Annotated in this window: 21 protein-coding genes and 1 other RNA gene; 17 read left to right on the top strand and 5 right to left on the bottom strand. The window is 59.5% G+C overall.

Translation table 11 applies throughout. From position 1 onward, the window contains the following. Positions 1 to 62: 62 nt before the first annotated feature. Entirely contained in the window at positions 63 to 1199 is a 1137-nt protein-coding gene (locus tag AC1RS8_RS18505; protein ID WP_150814948.1) for an acyl-CoA dehydrogenase family protein, read from the top strand. A 101-nt stretch (positions 1200 to 1300) separates the two neighbouring features. On the opposite strand, the gene AC1RS8_RS18500 is transcribed toward AC1RS8_RS18505, so the two are convergent. Continuing rightward, a complete protein-coding gene (locus AC1RS8_RS18500; protein ID WP_150814947.1) occupies positions 1301 to 2341 on the bottom strand; it encodes an NADP(H)-dependent aldo-keto reductase in 1041 nt (346 codons plus the stop codon). Positions 2342 to 2586: 245 nt separating this feature from the next. On the opposite strand from AC1RS8_RS18500, the gene rplM reads away from it, so the two are divergent. The 7 genes from rplM (at position 2587) to AC1RS8_RS18465 (ending at position 7475) form a co-directional block, all read left to right on the top strand. Continuing rightward, positions 2587 to 3015, top strand: coding sequence for a 50S ribosomal protein L13 (gene rplM, locus AC1RS8_RS18495; RefSeq protein WP_007917032.1), 429 nt, complete (start codon positions 2587 to 2589; stop codon positions 3013 to 3015). 14 nt (positions 3016 to 3029) lie between these two features. Beyond that, positions 3030 to 3422, top strand: coding sequence for a 30S ribosomal protein S9 (gene rpsI / locus AC1RS8_RS18490; protein WP_003228056.1), 393 nt, complete (start codon positions 3030 to 3032; stop codon positions 3420 to 3422). Between the two features lie 268 nt (positions 3423 to 3690). After that, the gene (gene petA / locus AC1RS8_RS18485; RefSeq protein WP_057713353.1) at positions 3691 to 4284 is read left to right on the top strand and encodes a ubiquinol-cytochrome c reductase iron-sulfur subunit; all 594 of its coding nucleotides are present in this window, start codon (positions 3691 to 3693) and stop codon (positions 4282 to 4284) included. Further along, complete coding sequence (locus tag AC1RS8_RS18480) at positions 4284 to 5495, top strand: cytochrome b (RefSeq protein ID WP_489339200.1); 1212 nt, start codon at positions 4284 to 4286, stop codon at positions 5493 to 5495. The genes petA and AC1RS8_RS18480 overlap by 1 nt, the downstream gene beginning before the upstream one ends. Next, entirely contained in the window at positions 5495 to 6277 is a 783-nt protein-coding gene (locus AC1RS8_RS18475; RefSeq protein ID WP_057713354.1) for a cytochrome c1, read from the top strand. The genes AC1RS8_RS18480 and AC1RS8_RS18475 overlap by 1 nt, the downstream gene beginning before the upstream one ends. Before the next feature lie 150 nt (positions 6278 to 6427). After that, entirely contained in the window at positions 6428 to 7045 is a 618-nt protein-coding gene (locus AC1RS8_RS18470) for a glutathione S-transferase N-terminal domain-containing protein (protein WP_007989864.1), read from the top strand. A 16-nt stretch (positions 7046 to 7061) separates the two neighbouring features. Beyond that, a complete protein-coding gene (locus AC1RS8_RS18465; protein WP_007998247.1) occupies positions 7062 to 7475 on the top strand; it encodes a ClpXP protease specificity-enhancing factor in 414 nt (137 codons plus the stop codon). Positions 7476 to 7631: 156 nt separating this feature from the next. Here the strand turns inward: AC1RS8_RS18465 and AC1RS8_RS18460 are convergent, their stop codons facing one another. The 4 genes from AC1RS8_RS18460 to AC1RS8_RS18445 all read right to left on the bottom strand — a co-directional run bounded on the left by AC1RS8_RS18460 (position 7632) and on the right by AC1RS8_RS18445 (position 11077). Further along, positions 7632 to 8210, bottom strand: coding sequence for a BON domain-containing protein (locus AC1RS8_RS18460; protein WP_057713355.1), 579 nt, complete (start codon positions 8208 to 8210; stop codon positions 7632 to 7634). Beyond that, entirely contained in the window at positions 8207 to 8800 is a 594-nt protein-coding gene (locus AC1RS8_RS18455; protein WP_007972584.1) for a phosphoheptose isomerase, read from the bottom strand. The genes AC1RS8_RS18460 and AC1RS8_RS18455 overlap by 4 nt, the downstream gene beginning before the upstream one ends. A 103-nt stretch (positions 8801 to 8903) precedes the next feature. Then, positions 8904 to 9266 (bottom strand): YraN family protein, encoded by a 363-nt coding sequence (locus tag AC1RS8_RS18450; protein WP_489339199.1) that lies wholly within the window; start codon positions 9264 to 9266, stop codon positions 8904 to 8906. Then, on the bottom strand, positions 9266 to 11077 hold the full coding sequence (locus AC1RS8_RS18445) for a penicillin-binding protein activator (RefSeq protein ID WP_489339198.1): 1812 nt from the start codon (positions 11075 to 11077) through the stop codon (positions 9266 to 9268). Before AC1RS8_RS18445 ends, AC1RS8_RS18450 begins: the two co-directional genes overlap by 1 nt. Positions 11078 to 11254: 177 nt before the next feature. Between AC1RS8_RS18445 and rsmI the strand changes: the two genes are divergently transcribed. The 9 genes from rsmI to mraY all read left to right on the top strand — a co-directional run bounded on the left by rsmI (position 11255) and on the right by mraY (position 20279). Next, positions 11255 to 12160, top strand: coding sequence for a 16S rRNA (cytidine(1402)-2'-O)-methyltransferase (gene rsmI, locus AC1RS8_RS18440; protein WP_167362876.1), 906 nt, complete (start codon positions 11255 to 11257; stop codon positions 12158 to 12160). A 75-nt stretch (positions 12161 to 12235) separates the two neighbouring features. Beyond that, positions 12236 to 12589: RNase P RNA component class A (rnpB, locus tag AC1RS8_RS18435), an RNA gene on the top strand. Positions 12590 to 12945: 356 nt separating this feature from the next. Continuing rightward, positions 12946 to 13401 (top strand): division/cell wall cluster transcriptional repressor MraZ, encoded by a 456-nt coding sequence (mraZ, locus tag AC1RS8_RS18430; protein ID WP_007917012.1) that lies wholly within the window; start codon positions 12946 to 12948, stop codon positions 13399 to 13401. After that, complete coding sequence (rsmH, locus tag AC1RS8_RS18425; protein WP_007972589.1) at positions 13398 to 14345, top strand: 16S rRNA (cytosine(1402)-N(4))-methyltransferase RsmH; 948 nt, start codon at positions 13398 to 13400, stop codon at positions 14343 to 14345. Before mraZ ends, rsmH begins: the two co-directional genes overlap by 4 nt. Beyond that, positions 14342 to 14635 carry a cell division protein FtsL gene (gene ftsL / locus AC1RS8_RS18420; protein WP_007998257.1) on the top strand — a complete coding sequence of 98 codons (294 nt, stop codon included), beginning with the start codon at positions 14342 to 14344 and terminating at the stop codon, positions 14633 to 14635. The genes rsmH and ftsL overlap by 4 nt, the downstream gene beginning before the upstream one ends. Continuing rightward, positions 14635 to 16374 carry a peptidoglycan D,D-transpeptidase FtsI family protein gene (locus AC1RS8_RS18415; RefSeq protein ID WP_173677933.1) on the top strand — a complete coding sequence of 580 codons (1740 nt, stop codon included), beginning with the start codon at positions 14635 to 14637 and terminating at the stop codon, positions 16372 to 16374. The genes ftsL and AC1RS8_RS18415 overlap by 1 nt, the downstream gene beginning before the upstream one ends. Then, positions 16374 to 17837 (top strand): UDP-N-acetylmuramoyl-L-alanyl-D-glutamate--2,6-diaminopimelate ligase, encoded by a 1464-nt coding sequence (locus AC1RS8_RS18410; protein ID WP_489339197.1) that lies wholly within the window; start codon positions 16374 to 16376, stop codon positions 17835 to 17837. Before AC1RS8_RS18415 ends, AC1RS8_RS18410 begins: the two co-directional genes overlap by 1 nt. Then, positions 17830 to 19197 (top strand): UDP-N-acetylmuramoyl-tripeptide--D-alanyl-D-alanine ligase, encoded by a 1368-nt coding sequence (locus AC1RS8_RS18405; RefSeq protein ID WP_489339196.1) that lies wholly within the window; start codon positions 17830 to 17832, stop codon positions 19195 to 19197. The genes AC1RS8_RS18410 and AC1RS8_RS18405 overlap by 8 nt, the downstream gene beginning before the upstream one ends. Then, entirely contained in the window at positions 19197 to 20279 is a 1083-nt protein-coding gene (gene mraY / locus AC1RS8_RS18400; protein ID WP_015096766.1) for a phospho-N-acetylmuramoyl-pentapeptide-transferase, read from the top strand. The genes AC1RS8_RS18405 and mraY overlap by 1 nt, the downstream gene beginning before the upstream one ends. The last annotated feature ends 6 nt before the right edge of the window (positions 20280 to 20285 follow it).

Below are 20285 nucleotides of genomic sequence, written 5' to 3'. Positions count from 1 at the left end.
TCGGAAGCGAGGCATAGTCTCTGAAGGTCAACTCCTTCTAAAAACAAAGATAAAGGTGCCGCATGATCCCCAGAACCCTGTTCAGTTCCGAGCACGAGCTTTTCCGCGACAGCGTGCGGACGTTCCTCGAAAAAGAGGCGGTGCCGTTCCATGGGCAATGGGAAAAACAAGGCTATATCGACCGCAAACTCTGGAACAAGGCTGGGGAGGCGGGGATGCTTTGCTCGCACTTGCCGGAAGAGTACGGCGGCCTGGGGGCGGACTTTCTCTACAGTGCGGTGGTGATCGAAGAAGTGGGGCGACTTGGCCTGACCGGCATCGGTTTTTCCTTGCACTCGGACATCGTGGCGCCCTACATCCTGCATTACGGCAGTGAGACGCTGAAGCACAAATACCTGCCGAAACTGGTGTCCGGCGAGATGGTTACCGCGATCGCCATGACTGAACCGGGCGCCGGTTCCGATCTGCAAGGGGTGAAAACCACGGCCGTGCTCGATGGCGATGAGTACGTGATCAATGGCTCCAAGACCTTTATCACCAACGGCTACCTGGCCGATCTGGTGATCGTCGTCGCCAAGACCGATCCGAAGGCTGGCGCGAAGGGCACGAGTCTGTTTCTGGTGGAGGCCAATACGCCGGGCTTCGACAAGGGCAAGCGCCTGGAGAAGGTCGGAATGAAAGCTCAGGACACCTCGGAGCTGTTCTTCCAGGATGTGCGGGTGCCCAAGGAAAACCTGCTGGGCCAGGCCGGTATGGGCTTTGCCTACCTGATGCAGGAGTTGCCCCAGGAGCGCCTCACGGTGGCCATTGGCGGGCTGGCTTCAGCCGAAGCGGCGCTGCAATGGACGCTGGACTACACCCGTGAGCGCAAGGCATTCGGCAAGTCGATCGCCGACTTCCAGAATACCCGGTTCAAACTGGCGGAGATGGCCACGGAAATCCAGATCGGCCGCGTCTTCGTCGACCGCTGCCTGGAGCTGCACCTGCAAGGCAAGCTCGACGTGCCGACGGCGGCGATGGCCAAGTACTGGGGCACCGACCTGCAGTGCAAGGTGCTCGACGAGTGTGTGCAGTTGCACGGTGGCTACGGGTTCATGTGGGAGTACCCGATCGCGCGGGCATGGGCGGATGCACGGGTGCAGCGGATCTATGCCGGGACGAACGAGATCATGAAGGAGATTATTGCGCGGTCGCTTTGATTTGCGCTGACCGGGCGGACGCCATCGCGGGCAAGCCCGCTCCCACAGGTATCACCGAACCTGTGGGAGCGGGCTTGCCCGCGATTGGTTTTAAAGATCAATCAAGGCGCAGGATTCGGATGATCCTTGTGAATCGCCTCGATCCCTTCCAGCACTTCCTCCGACAGCTTCAAGTCGAAACTGGCGATGTTGCTCTCCAGTTGCTCCATCGTCGTAGCGCCAATGATGTTGCTGGTCACGAATGGCTGCTGCGTCACGAACGCCAGGGCCATTTGCGCCGGGTCAAGGCCGTGCTCGCGAGCCAGGGCTACGTAACGGCTGCATGCCGCTTCCGACTGCGGGTTGAAATAGCGGCTGAAGCGACTGTAGAGGCTCAGGCGACCTTTTGGCGGGCGGGCGCCACCTTCGTACTTGCCTGACAGGAAACCGAACGCCAGCGGCGAATAGGCGAGCAGGCCGCATTGCTCGCGGATGGCGATTTCCGCCAGGCCGACTTCGAAGCTGCGGTTGAGCAGGTTGTACGGGTTCTGGATCGACACGGCGCGCGGCCAGCCACGGGCTTCGGCCAGGGCCAGGAAGCGCATGGTGCCCCATGGCGTCTCGTTGGACAGGCCGATGTGGCGGATCTTGCCGGCGCGGACCTGTTCGTCCAGTGCTTCGAGGGTGTCCTCCAGAGGCGTCAGGTTGGCTTCGATCTTGTGCTTGTAGCCCAGTTGCCCGAAGAAGTTGGTGCTGCGCTCCGGCCAGTGCAGTTGGTAGAGGTCGATGTAGTCGGTCTGCAGGCGCTGGAGGCTGGCATCCACCGCTTCGGTGATGTGCTGGCGGTTGTGGCGCAGGTTTTTGTCGCGGATGTAGTCGATGGTGTTGCCGGGGCCGGCGATCTTGCTGGCCAGGATCCAGTCGGCACGATCACCGCGGCTTTTGAAATAATTGCCGATGTAGCGTTCGGTGGAGGCGTAGGTTTCGGCCTTGGGTGGCACCGGGTACATCTCGGCGGTGTCGATGAAGTTGATCCCGGCGCTCTTGGCTCGCTCAATCTGGGCGAAGGCGTCTGCCTCGCTGTTTTGCTCGCCCCAGGTCATGGTTCCGAGGCAGAGGGCACTCACGTTCAGATTGGTTCGGCCTAGCTGGCGATAGTCCATCGGGTGCTCCTTGGGCAAAACAATCATAAAAGCAGGTTGAATTATTTTTCGCAATCTGCATAATTGCGCACCTCTTTCTGCAGTGGAAGTGATGCGCCGCCGCCGAAGAATCTTGCCGTTGAACGGACGCGCCGACCCGAGCCCCCGAAAGCGTCTGTATCCGGCTGCCTTTGACTTGTCAAAGTACGCACTATTCAGTAAGATCCGCCGTCTAATTTACAGGGCGGCCCCTGAGGCTATAAAGAATGAAAACTTTTACTGCTAAACCGGAAACAGTAAAGCGCGACTGGTTTGTCGTCGACGCTGCTGGTCAGACCCTGGGTCGTCTGGCCACCGAAATCGCGAGCCGTCTGCGTGGCAAGCACAAGCCTGAGTACACTCCTCACGTTGACACCGGCGACTACATCGTCGTAATCAACGCTGAGCAGATTCGTGTTACCGGTGCTAAAACCACTGACAAAATGTACTACTCCCACTCCGGTTTCCCGGGCGGCATCAAGTCGATCAACTTTGAAAAGCTGATCGCCAAGGCCCCTGAGCGCGTGATCGAGACCGCGGTTAAAGGCATGCTGCCTAAGAACCCACTGGGTCGCGACATGTACCGTAAGCTGAAAGTCTATGCGGGCGCTGCACACCCACATACTGCTCAGCAGCCCCAAGAACTGAAGTTTTAACGGAATAGTACATTATGTCGGCGACTCAAAATTACGGCACTGGCCGTCGCAAGACCGCAACCGCACGCGTTTTCCTGCGTCCGGGTACTGGTAACATCTCCATCAACAACCGTTCGCTGGATAACTTCTTCGGCCGCGAAACTGCCCGCATGGTAGTTCGTCAGCCGCTGGAGCTGACTGAGACCGTCGAGAAGTTCGACATCTACGTCACCGTGATCGGCGGTGGTGTGAGTGGTCAGGCTGGCGCAATCCGCCACGGCATCACTCGTGCTCTGATGGACTACGACGAGACTCTGCGCAGCGCCCTGCGTAAAGCCGGCTTCGTAACCCGCGATGCTCGTGAAGTTGAACGTAAGAAAGTCGGTCTGCGTAAAGCGCGTAAGCGTCCGCAGTACTCGAAGCGTTAATTCGCTTTCACGTTCAAAAAAGAACGCCCAGTTTCCTCACGGAGCTGGGCGTTTTTTTATGTCTGCGATTTATCAAAGAATTGCGCTGTGACAACTTGCCACATCCGCAGACACCCTATACTACAAGGCTTGGGGGTGATGGGTTCCGGTAATTACCTTGTCAGAATTGGGGCTTTTCATTACCATTCGGCAAAATTTTTATAAGTACATAGTTTTACTTAGTAGATGCCTGATTTAACAGGCCACAAAGCTGATGGGAGAGGACTGAATGAGCAATGACGGCGTGAATGCAGGCCGGCGTCGCTTCTTGGTAGCAGCCACATCCGTGGTGGGTGCTGCAGGAGCGGTGGGGGCTGCGGTCCCGTTCGTGGGGTCATGGTTTCCCAGTGCCAAGGCGAAAGCCGCAGGTGCACCGGTGAAAGTGAATGTCAGCAAAATCGAGCCAGGCCAGCAGATGATTGCTGAGTGGCGCGGCCAGCCGGTGTTCATCGTCCGCCGTACACAGGAAATCCTGGGGAATCTTAAGAAGATCGAGGGCCAGCTCGCTGACCCGGCCTCCAAGAACTCGACACAACCGACTTACGTTGATCCGGAAACCCGTTCGATCAAGCCCGAGGTCCTGCTGCTGATCGGTATCTGCACGCACCTGGGTTGCTCGCCGACCTTCCGTCCCGAAGTGGCACCTGCGGATCTGGGTAAGGACTGGGTAGGCGGCTATTTCTGCCCTTGCCACGGTTCCCACTACGATCTGGCTGGTCGCGTCTACAAGTCGCAGCCTGCGCCTTTGAACCTGCCAGTTCCCCCGCATTCCTATGAGACCGATGAAATTATTATCATTGGCGTCGATACGGAGAAAGCGTGATGAGCAAGTTCATGGATTGGGTTGATGCGCGCTTTCCCGCCACCAAGATGTGGGAAGACCATCTCAGCAAGTATTACGCTCCGAAGAACTTCAACTTCTTCTACTTCTTTGGCTCCCTGGCGCTGCTCGTTCTGGTCAACCAGATCGTTACCGGTGTCTGGCTGACCATGAGCTACACCCCGTCGGCGGAAGAGGCATTCGCCTCCGTCGAATACATCATGCGCGACGTCGAGTACGGCTCGATCCTGCGTCTGCTGCACTCCACCGGCGCTTCGGCGTTCTTCATCGTGGTCTATCTGCACATGTTCCGTGGCCTGCTCTACGGTTCGTACCAGAAGCCGCGTGAACTGGTGTGGGTCTTCGGCATGCTGATCTACCTGGCGCTGATGGCCGAAGCCTTTATGGGCTACCTGCTGCCGTGGGGCCAGATGTCCTACTGGGGTGCACAGGTGATCATCTCGCTGTTCGGTGCGATCCCGGTCATCGGCAACGACCTGACCCAGTGGATTCGTGGTGACTACCTGATTTCCGGTATTACCCTGAACCGCTTCTTCGCCTTGCACGTGGTTGCCCTGCCGATCGTTATCCTGGGTCTGGTGGTGCTGCACATCCTGGCGTTGCACGAAGTCGGTTCGAACAACCCGGACGGCGTGGACATCAAGAAGCACAAGGACGAAAGCGGCATACCGCTGGACGGCATTGCCTTCCACCCGTACTACACCGTGAAAGATATCGTCGGCGTGGTGGTGTTCCTGTTCATCTTCTGCTCGATCGTGTTCTTCTTCCCGGAAATGGGCGGCTACTTCCTCGAAAAGCCGAACTTTGAAGTGGCGAACGCCTTCAAGACCCCAGAGCACATTGCTCCGGTCTGGTACTTCACTCCGTTCTACGCCATCTTGCGTGCGGTTCCGGACAAGCTCCTGGGCGTTATCGCCATGGGCGCGGCCATCGCCGTGCTGTTCGTCCTGCCGTGGCTCGACCGCAGTCCGGTCAAGTCGATGCGCTACAAAGGCTGGCTGAGCAAGATCTGGCTCTGGGTATTCTGCATTTCGTTCGTGATCCTGGGCGTGTTGGGTGTTCTGGCTCCGACTCCAGGCCGTACGCTGTTGTCGCAGGTGTGTACCTTCCTGTACTTCGCCTACTTCATTCTGATGCCGTTCTACACCAGGCTCGAGAAGACCAAACCGGTTCCGGAAAGGGTGACTGGCTGATGAAAAAACTATTTGCTGTATTGATGCTTGCTGCACTGCCGGTGTTTGCTTTCGCAGCTGAGCACGGTGGCCCCGAGCTGGAAAAAGTCGACATCGACGTTTCCGATAAAGCGGCCATGCAGGACGGCGCGCGTACCTTCGCCAACTACTGCATGGGTTGCCACAGTGCCAAGTTCCAGCGCTATGAGCGTGTTGCCGACGACCTGGGCATTCCTCATGAGTTGATGCTCGAGAAGCTGGTGTTCACTGGCGCCAAGATCGGCGATCACATGAGCATCGGCATGCAGCCAGCGGACGCCAAGGCCTGGTTTGGCGCAGCGCCGCCGGACCTGACCCTGGTTGCTCGTGTTCGCGGCACTGACTGGCTCTACGGTTACCTGAAGTCGTTCTACGAAGATCCTTCGCGCCCATGGGGTGTGAACAACAAGGTCTTCCCTAACGTGGGCATGCCTAACGTCCTGGTCGGCCTGCAGGGTCGTCAGGTGGTGGGTTGCAAACAGGTTCAGATCGTCGAAGACGGCAAGAAGCAATATGATCCTCTGACCGGTACGGCGCTGACTCATGAAGCGTGCGATCAGTTGACCATCGTGCCGAAAAGCGGTGCCCTGACTGCAGAGCAGTTCGATGAGAAGGTCAAGAATCTGGTAACCTTCCTGGCTTACTCGGCTAACCCGGTTAAGCTGCAACATCAGCGCATCGGTACGTACGTATTGTTGTACCTGGCGTTCTTCTTCGTCTTCGCTTACCTGCTCAAGCGCGAATACTGGAAAGACGTGCACTGATAAAGCTTCAAGCTATTGCTGTTAATCGCGCGCGCCCAAGGGCGCCTCTGAAGATGTAGCGAAACTGGTGATCCAGTCGTTACGGGAGGCGCCCTCTGGGCGCGCTCGTTTTTCCGCTTTCGATAATTTCTACAAGCGAGGAGGATCGCCATGGGCGTGACCAATCGGTTGGCCTGTTACTCCGACCCCGCCGACCACTATTCCCACCGAGTGCGCATCGTACTGGCAGAGAAGGGTGTCAGCGCCGAGATCATTTACGTGGAGGCTGGTCGCCAGCCACCTAAACTGATTGAGGTGAACCCTTACGGCAGCTTGCCCACGCTGGTCGATCGCGACCTGGCGTTGTGGGAGTCGACTGTGGTGATGGAATATCTGGATGAGCGTTACCCGCACCCGCCGCTACTGCCGGTTTATCCCGTGGCGCGTGCCAACAGTCGCCTGCTGATGCACCGCATTCAGCGAGACTGGTGTGGTCTGGTGGACCTGATTCTGGATTCACGGACCAAGGAAGCGGCTCGTGCCGTGGCTCGAAAAGAGTTGCGCGAAAGCCTGACGGGTGTGTCGCCACTGTTTGCCGACAAACCGTTTTTCCTCAGTGAGGAACAAAGTCTGGTGGATTGCTGCCTATTGCCAATACTCTGGCGATTGCCGATTCTGGGTATAGAACTGCCGCGGCCGGCGAAGCCGCTGCTTGATTATATGGAGCGCCAGTTTGCGCGTGAGGCTTTCCAGGCGAGTCTGTCTGGTGTCGAACGCGACATGCGCTAAGGCTTAAGGAGCCGTTATGAACTCCAGTCGACCTTATCTGGTCCGCGCGCTCTATGAGTGGATTGTGGACAACGATTGCACCCCGCACATGCTGGTCAATTCCGAGTACCCGTCGGTGCAGGTGCCTCAGGGGTTTGCCAGTGACGGACAGATCGTCCTGAACGTATCGCCACAAGCCGTGCGTCACTTGCACATGGATAACGAGGCGGTCAGTTTCGAGGGGCGCTTTGGTGGCGTACCGCACACCTTGTACGTGCCAATTGCTTCGATCCTGGGTATCTACGCCCGGGAGAATGGCCAGGGCATGGTGTTCGATCTGGAATCGCCCATGGGCGAGGACGACGAGATCGAGCCGGATGACGATCTTCCACCACCCGACAGTGAGCCACCGCGTCCAAGCGGTCGCCCGAGTTTGAAGGTGGTGAAATAAAAAAAGGGTGATCCGCAAGGGTCACCCTTTTTTATTCCGCCGCCTTCAAACGATGTAGGAGCGAGCCTGCTCGCGATGGGTGTGAACGATGACGCGTGCAGTCTGAATGAACGCATTCGCCAAGCGTTTTTCGCGAGCAAGCTCGCTCCTGCAGGGTCAGTCGATGTACTCGAACAATTTCACGATCTTCTGCACACCGGAAACCCCTTGCACCAGGTTGGTCGCCTGTGCCGCTTCCTGCTTGGTCAGCAGGCCCAGCAAGTAGACGATGCCGTTTTCAGTGACTACCTTGATGCGCGAGCCAGGGATGTTCGCATCGGCGAGCATCTGGGTCTTGATCTTGGTGGTCAGCCAGGTGTCGTTCTGGCGTGCCAGCAACGAAGAGGGTGGCAGGACTTGCAGTTCGTTGTGCACCTTTTTCACGCGCTGGACAGCGGCGGCAGCCTGTTCGGCCTTGGCCTTGAGGTCTGCGCGTGGCGTTTGCCCGGCGAGCAGTACGACACCGTTGAAGCTGGTGACGACGATATGCGAATCCTTATCCAGGGCCGGGTCGGCCTTGGCGACGTTCACGCCAACCTTGGTGTCGATCAGGGAATCGTCGATCTTGCTGCCCAGTGTGCGAGTGCCGCGGTCATCTTCAATCGGTGCTTCACGGCTGGCAGTCACCACCGAGGTGCAACCGCTGATGCTGAGGCACAGGGTCAAGGCCAGTAGGCCAAGGCGATTAGGGGTCATTCTTCACTCCCGAACAATTGGCTGTCGATCAAGTCGCAAAGGCAATGGATCGCCAGCAGGTGGACTTCTTGAATACGAGCGGTGACGTTGGCCGGTACGCGAATCTCGACGTCCTCGGGCAACAGGAGCGACGCCATGCCGCCGCCATCACGTCCCGTCAATGCTACGACAATCATTTCGCGATCATGTGCGGCCTGAATCGCTTGAATTATGTTGGCCGAGTTGCCGCTGGTGGAGATAGCCAGCAACACATCGCCCGGTTGGCCGAGTGCACGGATCTGCTTGGAGAAAATTTCGTTGTAGCTGTAGTCGTTGGCAATCGAGGTGATCGTCGAGCTGTCGGTCGTAAGGGCGATGGCCGGCAGGCTTGGGCGTTCGCGCTCAAAGCGATTGAGCAGCTCGGAGGAGAAGTGCTGGGCATCGCCGGCAGAGCCGCCATTGCCGCAGGAAAGCATTTTGCCTTCGTTGAGCAGGGCGTTGACCATGACCTGGCTGGCTTGCTCGATGTGCGGTGCAAGTACTTCCATCGCCTGTTGCTTGGTGTCGATACTGGCCTGAAAAAGCTGGCGAATTCGGGATTGCATGTCCATCTGTGTGACCTTAAGTAGCGCGGCTGTTCGGCACGTGAATGTGCAGCCCGCAAAGCAAAGAGCAAAATGTTGGGTGATAGTGTCCGGTTCGCAATGCCGGCGATCAGCCGTCGAAGGCATTCTGTAGCCAGTTCAACTGATCGAGGTGGCTGTCGATGGCAATCACGTCGAAGCGGCAAGGGGAATTGGCCCAGCGCGGCTCGCGCTGAAGATAATATTGCGCGGCGAAAATCAGTTTTTGCCGTTTGCGCTCATCGATGCTATCGAGCGCGCCACCCCATTGAGTGTTTTTTCTGTAGCGGACTTCAACGAATACTACTGTATCGCCATCTAGCATGACCAGATCAAGCTCGCCGCGTTTACACAACCAGTTCTGCGCCAGCAGGCGCAGACCCCGTTGTTGAAGATGCTCGAGCGCATGGCGCTCGGCATCCTTGCCGCTTTGCTGGCGTGACCTGTCAGGCATCAGCGAGCGGTGTCCGGCAGGCGCTGAATCTGGCCATTGGCGAACTCGGCCCATGGTAACTGGCGCACGACCCGCTGGCTCTGGGACATGCCAAGGCTGCCCGATTCACCGTCGATGCGGCTGTCCGGCAGTGACTTGAGCTGGCCCAGGCGTGGCGCCAGACGATAGGCGTCCACACCCATGGCATACAGGCGCCCCAGGCTACCGGCGGCTTGTGGCCACTGGGCAGTGACCTGGCGGCGTAGTGGATCATTGGCGTCCAGCAACCATGGCGTCTCGCAGAAGCGAATGCCATTCATGTCGTTGTACTGGTTGACGTCACCGTTGGCGCTGAACACGTGGGAGGTGGCGTAGACCGGAACATCGCCGGCGTACTGGAAGTTCAGGGTCGGTTTGATCTGCTGGGCCTGTTGCGGTGTAGCGGCGAGGAAAATGAACTCGATGTCCTGGCGGCGCGATGGCTGGGCAGCCACTTGCGAGCCAACGGTGCTTTGCAGGCTCTTGGCGCGACCTTCGCTCTGACGCAGCTGGAACATGTCGGCAATTTGCTGCGCCAACTGGACCGGTTGGTCGACGCGTTCGGTGGCGACGATGGTGCCGCCATTGGCTTGCCAATCCTGGCTGAACGCCTTGAGCACGCGGTCGCCCCATTCACCTTTCGGCACCATGATGGCTGCGCGATGCAGGCCGTCGGCGCGAGCGCGGCGCGACACTTCGCGGGCTTCGTCTTCAGCGGCAAGGCCGAACTGGAACAGCTGCGCCGGGCCTTGATCGCCCTCGCTGTAATTCAATGCCAGGGTGGTGATCGGCAGCTGCGGGCGAGTGCTCAGCTGTTTGACCAGCGGCTTCTCCAGCGGGCCGACGACCAGTTGCACGCCATCGGCCTGGGCCTTGCGGTAGAACTCGTCCATGGAAGTCAGGCGCGAGCTGTCATAAAACTCGATGGCGGGTGGTTTCTGCCCGGCCTGTTGGGCCTGGTAGTGGGCGGCCATGAAGCCGTCGCGCAGCGCTTTGCCAACCGAGGCCAGTTGGCCGTCCTGAGGCAGCAGCAGGGCGATCTTGTTCAGGGGCTGGCTGGCCAGCTCCTTGAGTTGGGTCAGTGGCTGCGGCAATTGAATGGCTGCCGGGTGCTTCGGATTCTGCGCGCGCCAGTTGTCGATGGCGGCCTGTTGCTGCTCCAGGGTGCCGGCGGATTTCACGGCCAGTGCCAGGGCCATCCAGCCGCCGAGATCGTTGGTGGCACTTGGCTGCAACTGATTGGTCGGCAGCGAAGCGATCAGGGTCCAGATGGCTTCGTGGTTTTTGCTCGCGGCTTCGCCTTCGAGCATCGGGGCGATGAAAATGCGCTGGCGAGCGGCGGCAAGGGTCTGGCCATCGGCTTCAAGTGCGCGGGCGTGGATGGTGCCGGTGCGGACCTGTTGTTCGTCGGGCAGTTCGCTCAAGTATTGCAGGCTCGGATGGCTCAAGGCGGCCAGCGCGGCCTTGGGCTGATTGCGTGTCATGGCCAGTTCCGCCGCCAGGGTGTTGGCGAAAACCTGTGGGCCCGGCTTGAGCTGTTCGACGGGAACCTGTTGCAGAATTTGCGCGGATTGGCCGGCATTGCCCTGGCGATAAGCCAGGTCGGCAGCGCTCAGGCGCAGCAGGGCGGCATCTTCCGGTGATTTGCTTTGGGAGGCCTTCTCAAGCAGTTGCTCGATACTGGCGTCCGGTGTCCGTGGAAGCTCGCCAAGGCTGGAGGAGGGCGAGCTGGCGCAAGCCGTCAGCAAGGCAGCGAGGCAGAGGGCAGATAACAGCCGCAGGCAAGCGATCATGTAAGCGTTCCTGATACTCGATCAAATTAGCGTGGAATTGTACCCAAGCACTGGCCGGGGCGCGATGTTACTGGCGTGAATCGATCAATTTAGCTGGTGTAAATGTTGCGCCAGCGCACAAACGGTCACCGATACCTCGTTTGCTTGCGGGTATCGTGAGTCTCGCTACGCGCTACAATGGCGACTTTTACCGACCATGAGGTGTGCGCTTTGACTGCTCCAGGTGCTTTGAATTCCGCTGCTGGCTCGCTTTATGTGGTGGCGACGCCCATCGGCAACCTGGATGACATCAGTGCGCGGGCGCTGAAGATTCTCCGTGAAGTGGCCCTGATCGCCGCGGAAGACACCCGTCATTCCCAGCGCTTGATGCAGCACTTCGGCATTGCGACGCCATTGGCGGCCTGCCATGAACACAACGAGCGGGATGAAGGTAGTCGCTTTATCACTCGCCTGCTTGCCGGTGACAACGTGGCGTTGATCTCGGATGCCGGGACGCCGCTGATTTCCGATCCGGGTTATCACCTGGTGCGGCAGGCCCGGGCAGCGGGCATTAATGTAGTGCCGGTTCCGGGTGCCTGCGCGTTGATTGCAGCGCTGTCGGCAGCAGGGCTGCCTTCCGACCGCTTCATATTCGAAGGTTTTCTGCCTGCAAAGGCTGTGGGGCGACGTGCGCGTCTTGAGCAGGTAAAGGAAGAGCCTCGCACATTGATCTTCTATGAGGCCCCTCATCGCATTCTTGAATGTCTGCAGGACATGGAGCTGGTGTTCGGTCCCGAGCGCCCGGCGCTGCTTGCCCGCGAGCTGACCAAGACGTTTGAGACCCTCAAGGGGCTGCCGCTGGCTGAGCTGCGCGAGTTCGTCGAGTCGGATAGCAATCAGCAGCGCGGCGAGTGCGTGGTACTGGTGGCGGGCTGGTCCGCGCCCGAGGAGGAAGGTGCCGTCAGCAGCGAGGCGATGCGCATCCTCAACCTGTTGCTTGAAGAAATGCCGCTCAAGCGTGCGGCGGCATTGGCGGCGCAAATCACCGGCGAGCGAAAGAATGTGCTGTACCAAATCGCGCTGGATCAGCAGAAGGGCGAGTAAAACCCGACGCGCAGGCGTGCCCAATGGCGCTTGGTGCTTGTTCTTCGGGCGCTCTGCCGGTAACCTTCGCGGCGGAGAGTCGATCGGACAGTCGCTGCCCCCTATGAAAATTAGGGGGGGGAGGAAAGTCCGGGCTCCATAGGGCGAAGTGCCAGGTAATGCCTGGGAGGCGTGAGCCTACGGAAAGTGCCACAGAAAATAACCGCCTAAGCGCTTCGGCGCCGGTAAGGGTGAAAAGGTGCGGTAAGAGCGCACCGCACGTCTGGCAACAGTTCGTGGCTAGGTAAACCCCACTTGGAGCAAGACCAAATAGGGTCCCAAGGCGTGGCCCGCGCTGGGACCGGGTAGGTTGCTAAAGATGTCCAGTGATGGCCATCGTAGACGAATGACTGTTCAAGACAGAACCCGGCTTACAGATCGACTCTCCACCTTTTTCTTTCCTCTGCTTGAATCATTGAGCAGGGGGGTGGGTGATAGCAATTTCCCTCCTTACACATTCATCCGCAGAACCTCTTTTGTAATACCAAAAAAATCTTACTCTTAATAAATTACTTTAACTTTCGAACGCAGCCTTCTGTGCTGATTCAAGTTATCGATCAGTTTCATCTGCCGGATTCTCGTTGTCCCTCCGTTAATGCTCCTAAATCTCAGTTCTGTAAGGGTTTTCCTTTACTCCGCGCCTTGACGGTGTGGTGGGCGCATTCCTATAGTGTGCGTAAGTGGCGGAAAGTGGCATGAAGTGGGTTTTTTGAACTCAAAACGCTAGAATTTGGAGAAACGCAGACGTGTTTCGCGGAGCCAACGCTATCAGTCTCGATGCAAAGGGCCGTCTCGCAATGCCGAGCCGGTACCGTGACGAGCTCGATTCGCGCAGTTCCGGTCAATTGATCGTGACAATTGATGCCGTTGATCCTTGTTTGTGTGTTTACCCCCTCGATGAGTGGGAAATTATTGAAACCAAACTGCGCGCACTGCCTTCGCTTCGCGAAGAGAACCGCCGCCTGCAACGTTTACTGATTGGTAATGCCGTCGACCTCGAGCTCGATGGCAGTGGTCGTTTTCTGGTTCCGCCGCGTCTTCGTGAATATGCCAAGTTGGATAAGCGCGCGATGTTGGTAGGCCAACTGAACAAGTTCCAATTGTGGGACGAGGATGCCTGGAATGCGGTTTCTGCCGCTGACCTGGCTGCCATTCAACAACCGGGCGCGATGCCTGATGAACTGCGTGATTTGATCCTGTGACTATTGATAGCGGCTTTAACCACATCACCGTACTGCTTGACGAAGCCGTCGAGGCTCTCGCCGTACGTCCTGATGGCTGCTATCTGGACGGCACGTTCGGACGCGGCGGACACAGCCGGTTGATCCTCAGTCAGCTCGGTCCCGACGGTCGGTTGCTCGGATTCGATAAAGATCCACAAGCGATTGCCACCGGGCAGACGCTAGCGGCCGAAGACGGCCGCTTTGTCGTTGTGCAGCGCAGCTTTGCCGAGCTCGGTTCGGAAGTCGCCGAACGCGGTCTGGCCGGCAAGGTCAGCGGCGTGTTGCTGGATCTTGGCGTGTCCTCGCCACAGCTCGACGACCCTGAGCGCGGCTTCAGCTTCCTCAACGACGGTCCGCTGGACATGCGCATGGATCCGTCCCGTGGCATCAGCGCCGCCGAATTCGTCAACACCGCGCCCGTGGAAGAAATCGCCCGGGTGTTCAAGGAATACGGCGAAGAGCGTTTCTCCGGCCGCATGGCCCGTGCTGTGGCCGAACGTCGCGACATCAAGCCATTCGAGCGCACCGGTGACCTGGCGGAAGTCCTGAAAGTCGCCAACCCAGCCTGGGAAAAGGGCAAGAACCCCGCAACCCGCGCGTTCCAGGGGTTGCGTATCCACGTCAACAACGAACTGGGTGATCTGGAAACCGGCCTCGAAGCCGCGCTGGAGTGCCTGGAAGTGGGCGGTCGCCTGGTGGTGATCAGCTTCCATTCGCTGGAAGACCGTATCGTCAAACTGTTCATGCGCAAGCTGGTGAAAGGCGAAGCCGACAACCTGCCGCGCAACCTGCCGGTTCGGCATGTCGCCTTCGAACCGAAAATCAAAGTCCATGGCAAAGCGCAGACGGCCTCCGACGCCGAACTCAAAGCCAACCCACGTTCCCGTAGCGCTGTCATGCGTGTGGCGGAGAAGCTGCGGTGAGCAAGCTTTTCGCCAAGCCATTGCCCGGCGGAAGCTTCTTCATGCTGCTGCTGTTTGTCGGCGTGCTCGTGTCGGCCATCGGCGTGTCTTACAGCGCGCACTGGAACCGTCAGCTATTGAATTCGCTGTACAACGAACTGAGCGTGCGCGACAAGGCGCAGGCGGAGTGGGGCCGGTTGATTCTGGAGCAGAGCACCTGGACCGCCCACAGCCGTATCGAAGTGCTGGCCACCGAACAATTGAAAATGCACATCCCCGGTGCCGCTGACGTGAAGATGGTGGCGCCATGATGAAACTCGAAGGTGCACTCTTTCCTTGGCGGTTCCGCGTGGTGCTGGGTTTGCTCGGCATCATGGTGGCCGCGATTGCCTGGCGCATCATCGATTTGCAAGTGGTCGACCGTGCCTTCCTTAAAGGTCAGGGCGATGCCCGCAGTGTTCGTCATATTCCGATTCCGGCTCACCGTGGTCTGATCACCGACCGTAACGGCGAGCCTTTGGCCGTGAGTACTCCGGTCACCACCCTCTGGGCCAATGCCAAGGAAATGCAAACGGCCAAAGAAAAGTGGCCGGCACTGGCGGCTGCCCTGGGGCAGGACCCGAAAGCCCTGGCCGAGCGCCTTGAAGCGCAGGCCAACAAGGAATTCATTTATCTGGTGCGCGGGCTGACGCCTGAGCAGGGCCAGGCGGTGCTCGATCTCAAAGTGCCTGGCGTCTATGGCATCGAAGAGTTCCGCCGTTTCTATCCGGCCGGTGAAGTGACCGCGCATATGGTCGGCTTTACCGACATCGATGACCATGGCAAGGAAGGTATCGAGCTGGCCTATGACGAATGGCTGGCCGGGGTGCCGGGTAAACGACAAGTCATCAAGGACCGGCGCGGCCGGTTGATCAAGGATGTCCAGGTCACCAAAAACGCCAAGGCCGGCAAGCCCTTGGCGTTGTCCATTGACCTGCGCCTGCAATACCTGGCCAACCGCGAACTGCGTAACGCGATCATCGAGAACGGCGCCAAGGCCGGCAGCCTGGTGATCATGGACGTGAAGACCGGCGAGATTCTCGCGATGGTCAACCAGCCGACCTACAACCCGAACAACCGCCGCAACCTGCAGCCGGCGATGATGCGTAACCGCGCGATGATCGACGTGTTCGAGCCAGGCTCGACCATGAAAGCGATCTCGATGAGCGCCGCCATCGAAACCGGCCGCTGGAAACCGAGCGATACCGTCGAGGTGTATCCGGGCTCCCTGCAGATTGGCAAGTACACCATCAAGGACGTATCCAAGACCGAAGGCCCGGTGCTCGACCTGACCGGCATCCTGATCAATTCCAGTAACGTCGGCATGAGCAAGGTCGCGTTCGATATCGGCGGCGAAACCATTTTCCGTCTGGCGCAGAAAGTCGGCCTCGGCCAGGACACTGGCCTGGGCTTCCCGGGCGAGCGCGTCGGCAATCTGCCGAACTACCGCGAATGGCGCAAGGCAGAAACCGCCACGCTGTCCTACGGCTACGGTGTTTCCGTGACCGCGATCCAGTTGGTCCACGCCTTCTCGGCCCTGGCCAACAACGGTCGCCTTGCACCGTTGACCCTGATCAAGACCGACAAGGCGCCGCAAACCACCCAGGTGCTGCCGGAGGCCGTCGCAAAAACCATGCAAGGCATGCTGCAACAAGTGATCGAAGCCCCGCGCGGTGTGTTCCGTGCGCAGGTGCCGGCGTATCACGTGGGCGGCAAGTCGGGTACTGCGCGTAAAACCTCGGTCGGCACCAAGGGTTACGCCGTGAACTCCTACCGTTCGCTGTTCGCCGGTTTCGGCCCGATGAGCGATCCGCGTTACGCCATCGTGGTGGTCATCGACGAGCCGACCAAGGCCGGTTACTTCGGCGGCCTGGTTTCTGCGCCGGTGTTCAGCCGTGTGATGTCGGGCACCCTGCGCCTGATGAACATTACCCCGGACAACCTGCCACCTACTCAACAAGCGAACGCAACACCGGTCGTTCCGCTGAAAGCCAATGGAGGGCGCGGCTGATGTCCCTGAGCCTGAACAAGATTTTCCCTCACGCCGGCCACGATCTGCTGATTCGCGAACTCGCCCTGGACAGCCGCAATGTGCGTGCGGGTGATCTGTTCCTCGCTGTGCCGGGCGGTAAATTCGATGGGCGCGCGCATATGGTTGACGCCCTGCAGCGTGGTGCTGCCGCGGTGGCCTATGAAGTAGAAGGCGCCACGGTCCTGCCGATCACTGAAGTGCCGTTGATTCCGGTCAAAGGTCTGGCGGCTCAGCTGTCGGACATCGCCGGGCGTTTTTATGGCGAGCCAAGCCATCACCTGAACCTGGTGGGCGTGACCGGTACCAACGGCAAGACCAGCGTGACTCAATTGATCGCCCAGGCGCTGGACCTGCTCGGCCAGCACTGCGGCCTGGTCGGCACGCTCGGTTCGGGTTTCTATGGGGCGCTGGAAAGCGGCCTGCACACCACGCCGAACCCGATTGCCGTGCAAGCGACCCTGGCGGACCTGAAAAAGGCCGGGGCCAAGGCCGTGGCGATGGAAGTTTCTTCCCATGGCCTGGATCAGGGGCGCGTGACTGCCTTGGCGTTCGATGTGGCAGTGATGACCAACCTGTCCCGCGATCACCTGGATTATCACGGCACCATGCAGGCCTACGGCGAAGCCAAGGCCAGGCTGTTTGACTGGAATGACTTGAAATGCCGCGTGGTCAACCTCGACGACAAGTTCGGCCGGCAACTGGCCGCCGACAAGCGCGAGTCGCGGTTGATCACCTACAGCCTGGAAGACTCCGGCGCCTACCTGTATTGCCGTCAGGCGCAATTCGACGACGAAGGCGTGCGCGCCACGCTGGTCACGCCACAGGGCGAGCACCACTTGCGCAGCACCTTGCTCGGTCGCTTCAACCTGAGCAATGTCCTGGCGGCGGTCGGTGCGTTGCTCGGTCTGGATTACGCCCTGGACGAAATTCTCAAGGTGCTGCCGAAGCTTGAAGGCCCTGCCGGGCGCATGCAGCGCTTGGGCGGTGGCTCGCAGCCGCTGGTGGTGGTCGATTACGCCCACACCCCGGATGCCCTGGAAAAAGTGCTGCTGGCTCTGCGTCCACACGCCAAGGGCCGGTTGCTGTGCCTGTTCGGCTGTGGCGGCGACCGCGATCGCGGCAAGCGTCCGTTGATGGCCGAAGTGGTTGAGCGCCTGGCCGATGGCGTGCTGGTGACCGATGACAATCCGCGCACTGAAGACCCTGCAGTGATTTTCGATGACATCCGCGCCGGTTTCACGGCTGTGGATAAAGTGGAGTTCGTTGCCGGTCGTGGTCAGGCGATTGCCCGGTTGATCGCCAGTGCCTCGGCGGATGACGTGATTGTCCTGGCCGGGAAAGGTCACGAGGACTATCAGGAAATCAACGGCGAACGCCATGCCTTTTCCGATCTGGTCGAGGCCGATCATGCCTTGACCGCGTGGGAGGTGGCCCATGCTTAAGGCCTTGAAACTGTGTGAACTGACCGGTGCGCTGAGTGCTCGCCTGGTGTCCGTCGATGCCAGCTTCGACGGCGTCAGCATTGACAGCCGTGCAATCAAGCCGGGCCAGCTGTTTATTGCCCTGACCGGTCCGCGTTTTGACGGTCATGACTATCTGAATGAAGTCGCCGCCAAGGGCGCCGTGGCTGCGCTGGTCGAGCGTGAAGTCGCTGGCAGCACGCTGCCGCAGTTACTGGTCAGCGACACTCGCCAGGCCCTCGGTCAGTTGGGCGCGCTCAATCGCGCCGCCTACACCCATCCGGTCGCGGCCGTCACCGGTTCCAGCGGCAAGACCACGGTCAAGGAGATGCTTGCGAGCATCCTGCGCACCCGTGGTCCGGTGCTGGCGACTCGTGGCAACCTGAATAACGACCTTGGCGTGCCGTTGACCTTGCTCGAACTGGCACCGGAACACACCGCTGCCGTGATCGAACTGGGTGCCTCGCGCCTGGGTGAAATTGCCTACACCGTCGGCCTGACCCGGCCGCACGTGGCCATTCTCAACAATGCCGGGACCGCCCACGTCGGCGAGTTCGGCGGCCCGGACAAAATCGTCGAAGCCAAGGGCGAGATCATCGAAGGGCTGGATGCCGATGGCGTCGCCGTTCTCAATCTTGACGACAAGGCATTCGGTATCTGGAAGGCACGCGCCGGTGATCGCAAAGTGCTGACGTTTGCGTTGAGCAACGCCAGCGCCGATTTCTACGCCAGTGACCTGACTACCGATGCCCGCGGCTGCCCGGCGTTCAATCTGCACAGCCCTGAAGGCGTGGAGCGCGTTCAATTGAACCTGCTCGGCACCCATAACGTCGCCAATGCCATGGCCGCCGCCGCAGCCGCCCATGCCCTGGGTGTGTCGCTGTTCGGTATCGCCACCGGCCTTGGCGCGATGCAACCGGTCAAGGGGCGCACCGTCGCGCAACTGGCCACCAACGGCATGCGCGTGATCGATGACACTTACAACGCCAACCCCACCTCCATGTGCGCTGCCGTTGATATACTGGCCGGCTTTTCCGGTCGCACCGTCCTGGTGCTCGGGGATATCGGCGAGTTGGGCGAATGGGCGGAGCAGGGGCACCGCGACGTGGGCGCGTACGCCCGTGGCAAGGTTTCTGCGCTGTACGCCGTCGGGCCAATGATGGCTCACGCCGTGAACGCATTCGGTCCACAGGCTTTTCACTTCAGCACGCAGGCTGAACTGATCAAGGCCCTGGGTGCCGAGCAAGACACAAACACCACCATTTTGATCAAGGGGTCGCGCAGCGCTGCGATGGAAAACGTCGTCGCCGCCTTGTGCGGGTCCAGTCTGGAGAAACATTAATGCTGCTGCTGCTAGCGGAGTATCTGCAACAGTTCTACAAAGGCTTCGCGGTCTTCCAGTACCTGACCCTGCGCGGGATTCTCGGTGTACTGACCGCGCTGGTCTTGTCGCTGTGCTATGGCCCATGGATGATCCGCACGTTGCAGAACCGTCAGATCGGTCAATCCGTTCGCAACGACGGCCCACAGTCGCACCTGTCCAAGTCGGGTACACCGACCATGGGCGGCGCGCTGATTCTGTCGTCCATCGGTGTCAGCACCCTGCTGTGGGCTGACCTGAGCAACCGTTACGTCTGGGTCGTTCTGCTGGTGACCTTGCTGTTCGGAGCCATCGGCTGGGTCGACGACTACCGCAAGGTCATCGAGAAGAACTCCCGTGGCTTGCCGAGCCGCTGGAAATATTTCTGGCAATCGGTATTCGGTCTGGGCGCGGCGATCTTCCTTTATATGACTGCCGCCACGCCGGTGGAAACCACGCTGATCCTGCCGATGCTCAAGGACTACAGCATTCCGCTGGGCGCCGGCTTCATCGTGCTGACCTATTTCGTGATTGTCGGTTCGAGCAATGCGGTCAACCTGACCGACGGCCTCGACGGCCTGGCGATCATGCCGACCGTGATGGTTGGTGGTGGCCTGGGCATTTTCTGCTACCTGTCGGGTAACGTGAAGTTCGCCGAATACCTGCTGATTCCTTACGTACCGGGCGCAGGCGAGTTGATTGTGTTCTGTGGCGCGTTGATCGGAGCCGGCCTGGGCTTCCTGTGGTTCAACACCTATCCGGCACAAGTCTTCATGGGTGACGTCGGCGCACTGGCGCTGGGCGCGGCCCTGGGCACCATCGCGGTGATTGTCCGTCAGGAAATCGTCCTGTTCATCATGGGCGGCGTGTTCGTGATGGAAACCCTGTCAGTCGTCATTCAGGTCGCCTCTTTTAAACTGACCGGTCGCCGCGTATTCCGCATGGCGCCCATTCACCACCACTTTGAACTCAAGGGCTGGCCCGAGCCGCGCGTGATCGTCCGTTTCTGGATCATCACCGTGATTCTCGTGCTGATCGGCCTTGCCACCCTGAAGCTGAGGTAGAAACAA

It is taken from the genome of Pseudomonas sp. GW821-FHT12A04 (assembly GCF_058807755.1).
Note: the sequence above shows the minus strand (reverse complement) of the source record. Positions and strands in the feature narration are given on the sequence as shown.

Coding starts and splice junctions, on each gene's coding strand:
- AC1RS8_RS18505 (WP_150814948.1), top strand. CDS start 63: ATGATCCCCAGAACCCTGTTCAGTTCCGAGCACGAGCTTTTCCGCGAC.
- AC1RS8_RS18500 (WP_150814947.1), bottom strand. CDS start 2,341: ATGGACTATCGCCAGCTAGGCCGAACCAATCTGAACGTGAGTGCCCTC.
- rplM (WP_007917032.1), top strand. CDS start 2,587: ATGAAAACTTTTACTGCTAAACCGGAAACAGTAAAGCGCGACTGGTTT.
- rpsI (WP_003228056.1), top strand. CDS start 3,030: ATGTCGGCGACTCAAAATTACGGCACTGGCCGTCGCAAGACCGCAACC.
- petA (WP_057713353.1), top strand. CDS start 3,691: ATGAGCAATGACGGCGTGAATGCAGGCCGGCGTCGCTTCTTGGTAGCA.
- AC1RS8_RS18480 (WP_489339200.1), top strand. CDS start 4,284: ATGAGCAAGTTCATGGATTGGGTTGATGCGCGCTTTCCCGCCACCAAG.
- AC1RS8_RS18475 (WP_057713354.1), top strand. CDS start 5,495: ATGAAAAAACTATTTGCTGTATTGATGCTTGCTGCACTGCCGGTGTTT.
- AC1RS8_RS18470 (WP_007989864.1), top strand. CDS start 6,428: ATGGGCGTGACCAATCGGTTGGCCTGTTACTCCGACCCCGCCGACCAC.
- AC1RS8_RS18465 (WP_007998247.1), top strand. CDS start 7,062: ATGAACTCCAGTCGACCTTATCTGGTCCGCGCGCTCTATGAGTGGATT.
- AC1RS8_RS18460 (WP_057713355.1), bottom strand. CDS start 8,210: ATGACCCCTAATCGCCTTGGCCTACTGGCCTTGACCCTGTGCCTCAGC.
- AC1RS8_RS18455 (WP_007972584.1), bottom strand. CDS start 8,800: ATGGACATGCAATCCCGAATTCGCCAGCTTTTTCAGGCCAGTATCGAC.
- AC1RS8_RS18450 (WP_489339199.1), bottom strand. CDS start 9,266: ATGCCTGACAGGTCACGCCAGCAAAGCGGCAAGGATGCCGAGCGCCAT.
- AC1RS8_RS18445 (WP_489339198.1), bottom strand. CDS start 11,077: ATGATCGCTTGCCTGCGGCTGTTATCTGCCCTCTGCCTCGCTGCCTTG.
- rsmI (WP_167362876.1), top strand. CDS start 11,255: ATGGCGACTTTTACCGACCATGAGGTGTGCGCTTTGACTGCTCCAGGT.
- AC1RS8_RS18415 (WP_173677933.1), top strand. CDS start 14,635: ATGAAACTCGAAGGTGCACTCTTTCCTTGGCGGTTCCGCGTGGTGCTG.
- AC1RS8_RS18410 (WP_489339197.1), top strand. CDS start 16,374: ATGTCCCTGAGCCTGAACAAGATTTTCCCTCACGCCGGCCACGATCTG.
- AC1RS8_RS18405 (WP_489339196.1), top strand. CDS start 17,830: ATGCTTAAGGCCTTGAAACTGTGTGAACTGACCGGTGCGCTGAGTGCT.
- mraY (WP_015096766.1), top strand. CDS start 19,197: ATGCTGCTGCTGCTAGCGGAGTATCTGCAACAGTTCTACAAAGGCTTC.